This window comes from Marilutibacter maris (genome assembly GCF_006546735.2).
GTDB classification, from domain to species: Bacteria; Pseudomonadota; Gammaproteobacteria; order Xanthomonadales; family Xanthomonadaceae; genus Marilutibacter; species Marilutibacter maris.
The window spans coordinates 1-3,639 of sequence record NZ_VICD02000051.1 but is presented as its reverse complement, the minus strand read 5'-3'; the positions used below and the strand labels follow the sequence as shown (position 1 = coordinate 3,639).

4 protein-coding genes, 1 tRNA gene and 1 pseudogene are annotated in these 3,639 nt (G+C 71.5%); 5 read left to right on the top strand and 1 reads right to left on the bottom strand.

Going from position 1 to position 3,639, the window contains the following annotated elements; translation table 11 throughout:
• Nucleotides 1–197 (top strand): ComF family protein (locus tag FKV24_RS03825; protein WP_283016200.1); only part of this gene is annotated, 197 nt, incomplete at its 5' end.
• Between the two features lie 85 nt (nt 198–282).
• Entirely contained in the window at nt 283–876 is a 594-nt protein-coding gene (locus tag FKV24_RS03820) for an HdeD family acid-resistance protein (protein WP_141481374.1), read from the top strand.
• 41 nt (nt 877–917) lie between these two features.
• On the opposite strand, the gene ubiA is transcribed toward FKV24_RS03820, so the two are convergent.
• On the bottom strand, nt 918–1,826 hold the full coding sequence (ubiA, locus tag FKV24_RS03815) for a 4-hydroxybenzoate octaprenyltransferase (RefSeq protein WP_141481372.1): 909 nt from the start codon (nt 1,824–1,826) through the stop codon (nt 918–920).
• 189 nt (nt 1,827–2,015) lie between these two features.
• Here ubiA and FKV24_RS03810 point away from each other — a divergent pair.
• From FKV24_RS03810 to FKV24_RS03800, 3 genes and pseudogenes are all read left to right on the top strand, one after another.
• Nucleotides 2,016–2,092: transfer RNA gene (locus tag FKV24_RS03810), tRNA-Arg, on the top strand.
• 122 nt (nt 2,093–2,214) lie between these two features.
• Complete coding sequence (locus FKV24_RS03805; protein ID WP_111265174.1) at nt 2,215–2,730, top strand: c-type cytochrome; 516 nt, start codon at nt 2,215–2,217, stop codon at nt 2,728–2,730.
• Between the two features lie 212 nt (nt 2,731–2,942).
• Nucleotides 2,943–3,639, top strand: a pseudogene (locus tag FKV24_RS03800) (hypothetical protein); the annotation flags it as partial.

Here is a 3,639-nt window from a genome sequence, read left to right as displayed (position 1 = left end):
CGCGGCTGGATGCCGCCGGCCGTCGCCGCAACCTGCGCGCGGCGTTCGCCGTCGACACCGCGCGCTCCTGCCCGCGCCACGTGGTCCTGGTCGATGACGTGATGACCACCGGCGCGACCCTGCATGCGGCCGCGCGCGCGTTGCGCCGGGCCGGGGTCGCCCGCGTCGATGCCTGGGTCTGCGCGCGGGTGCCTTGACACCGGGCATACACCGGCGCGCCCATGCTCGCGGGGTATGCCGGGCGATCGCACCGCTTCCGGCAGGTCCCGGGGAGGACTCCGCATGAACCCATCCGAATCGTTCAGCGTCCGCGACGCGGTGGCGGCGTCGCCGTTGCTGCGGGAACTGGCGCGCGGTTGGTGGCTGCTGGTGATCTACGGACTGATCGCGGTCGCGTTCGGCCTGTTCGCGCTGTTCCGGCCGGCCGCGGTGGTGATCAGTCTGACCTGGCTGTTCGGTGTCATGGCCCTGGTCGAGGGTGTGTTCGCGGTGATCGCGCTGTTCACCGGGAACCACAGCATCTCCAGGGGCTGGCAGCTGCTGTACGCGATCGCCTCACTGGCCCTGGGCATCCTCACCGTGCTCGATCCGGCGATGACCGCCGGGGTGATCGTGCTGTTGCTGGCGGCCTGGCTGATCGTCGGCGGCATCTACCGGATCGCGTTCGCGCTCCGGGTGCGCAGGCACATCAGCGGCGAATGGCTGATCGCGCTCAGCGGCCTGCTGGCGATCGCCCTGGGCGTGCTGTTCGCGATGAGTCCGTTGGCCGGGCTCGCGGTGGCGGGGCTGTGGATCGGGATCGGTGCCCTGCTGTACGGCATCGTGCAGCTGGTCGCCGGATTCAAGTTGCGCAAGCTCGTGGCGGGTGGTCGATGACTGGCTGATCGCCGCGGGTGGTCGACGACCGAGGCGCCGGCTCAGGCGGTGGTCGACGCCTGCCACAACGCGCCGGCGATGCCGGCGAACAGCGCGGCGCCGACCCAGTGGTTGTGCAGGAAGGCGCGGAAGCAGGCGTCGCGCTCGCGCCGCCGGGTGATCACGAATTCCCAGGCGACCAGCAGCGTCGCCAGCGCCAGCGCGCCCCAGTAGACCGGGCCCAGCCCGGCGCGCTGGCCGACCAGGGCCATCGCGGCGAGGAACAGCGCGTACAGCACGCCCTGCGCGACGAGGTCCATTTCACCGAACAGGATCGCGGTCGAGCGGCTGCCCATGCGCAGGTCGTCGTCGCGGTCGACCATCGCGTACCAGGTGTCGTAGCCGGTCGACCACAGGATGTTGGCCACGTACAGCAGCCAGGCCAGGGTCGGCACCTCGCCCTGGACCGCGGCGAAGGCCATCGGGATGCCCCAGCCGAACGCCATGCCCAGGTAGACCTGCGGCAGGTGGGTGTAGCGCTTCAGGTACGGATAGCTGGCCGCCAGCACCACGCCGACGACGCTCAGGTAGACGGTCAGCCGGTTCAGCGTCAGCACCAGCGCGAAAGCGACCAGCATCAGCGCTGCGAACACCATCAGCGCCTCGCGGCCGGACACCGCACCGGTCGCCAGCGGACGGCCGCGGGTGCGCTCGACGTGCGGATCGAGCCAGCGGTCGGCGTAGTCGTTGATCACGCAGCCGGCCGAGCGGGTCAGCCAGACACCGGCGCTGAACACGAACAGGGTCCACAGCGGCGGCACCCCGCCGGCGGCCAGCCACAGGCCCCACCAGGTCGGCCACAGCAGCAACAGGGTGCCGATCGGACGGTCGCCGCGCACCAGTTGCCAGTACAGCGGCAGCTTGCGCCTCCAGGACGGTGTGTAGGTGGGTTCGTAGCGTTCGTAGGACATGGTTGCGGATCGCGGCGGGCAGGCGGCGGCCCTGTCGGGGGCGCCGATCGGGGCCAATTATCCACCCTGCCATCGGCTCCGGACCGACGAAGAGTGGAGGGGGGAGCGCGAAACGATTCATTTGCCGCTAGAATGGCCAGCCCCGCGCCGCCGGATGCCTCGTGCACCGGTGGCAGGGGTCTCAGCCAGGCGCCCGTAGCTCAGCCGGATAGAGTAGTGGCTTCCGAAGCCATTGGTCGGGGGTTCGAATCCCTCCGGGCGCGCCATCCCCGCTGTCGGTCAGTGGGGGCGGTCCTATACTGGCGTCCGTATCTGGCAATGGGGCCGCACCTGCGGCCCTTGGCGATGGCTTCGCGTGCCGCCCGGCGGTACGCCACACAGGTGGATCGTGCGCAATTACGACCTCGAATTCCTCAAGCATTTCTCGATGGTGATCGGCTTCCTGGTGCTGGTGACCCTGGGCCTGATCGTTGGCGCCATGGTCATCCACGGCGGCCTGCCGGCCGAAGTGGATCCGGCCGTCGCCAAGCGCACCGAGCGCCGCATCGCTCCGGTCGGCGCCGTCTATGCCGGCAGCACCGGTGCCGCGGCCCAGGCCGCCGCCGCTGCGGCCGCTGCGGCCAAGGCCGCTTCGCAGGTCGCCTACGGCGGCACCCTGGACGGCTCGGTGATCTACAACAACCTGTGCGCGGGCTGCCACAATTCCGGCGCCGGCGGCGCGCCGACCCTCGACCGCGCCCACTGGGGCGCGCGCATCGCTCAGGGTGCCGACACCCTGCACAAGCACGCGATCGAGGGCTACACCGGCGCGGCCGGCGTGATGCCGGCCAAGGGCGGCAATCCGGCCCTGACCGACGAGCAGGTCGTCGCCACCGTCGACTGGATGCTCGAGAACATCAAGTGATCCACGGGCGCCCCGCGGTTGCGGGCCCCGCACCCGCGCTCGCGAGCGCCTGAAGTGCCGGGCGCGTGGCGCCCCCGCGCGGGGGCCGTCGACACCGCCCCGGCGCGTCCAGCCTGAACAACAGACCGCCGCCTTCGGGCGGCGTTGTCGTTACGGGTGCCGCGACGGCCGATAATGCGGGTCTGCCGGCTCCGCCGACTCCGAGGTCATGCATGCATTCCAGACGTCGCCAAGCCACCTCCACCGCCGCCGATCCGCTGCGCTTCCGGCCGCGGTCGCGGCGCCTGGCAGCGGCGACCGCGATGCTGGTGGCGGCGCTTGCGGTGGGTTGCGACGGAGCGGGATCGCCGGTGGCGGACACGGGGGGGCGCGATGCGGCCGCATCCAGGCCAATCTCGTCCGTCCTGGCGATCGGCGAGGTGCAGGGCGTGCGCGGCCGCAGCCCGTACATGGGCGAGGAGGTCCGCGTCGAAGGGGTGGTGACCGCCGACTTCAGCGGCGACGCCGGACTGGGCGGGGTCTACCTGCAGGATGCCGGCGACGGCAATCCGGCCAGCTCCGATGCGATCTTCGTCCTGGTCGGGCGCGATGCGCCGTTCCGCGACCAGTTGCGTCGCGGTGCCCGGGTCGGCGTGACCGGCCGCGTGATCGAGTTCGACAGCGGCGGCCAGGTCAGACTGACCGCGCTGATGCCGGATGCCGTCGAGCAGCTGGGCCTGGGCGAGGTCGACGCGACCGAACTGCGCACGCCACCGGCCGACTGGGAGCGTTTCGAGGGCATGCGGGTGCGGATCGCCGCGCCGCTGACCGTCGCCAGCCTGGCCGACCTGGACCGTCACGGCGAGATCCTGGTCAGCTTCGACGGGCGCATGTGGCAGCCGGCCGAGCGCGCCGCGCCGGGCAGCGATG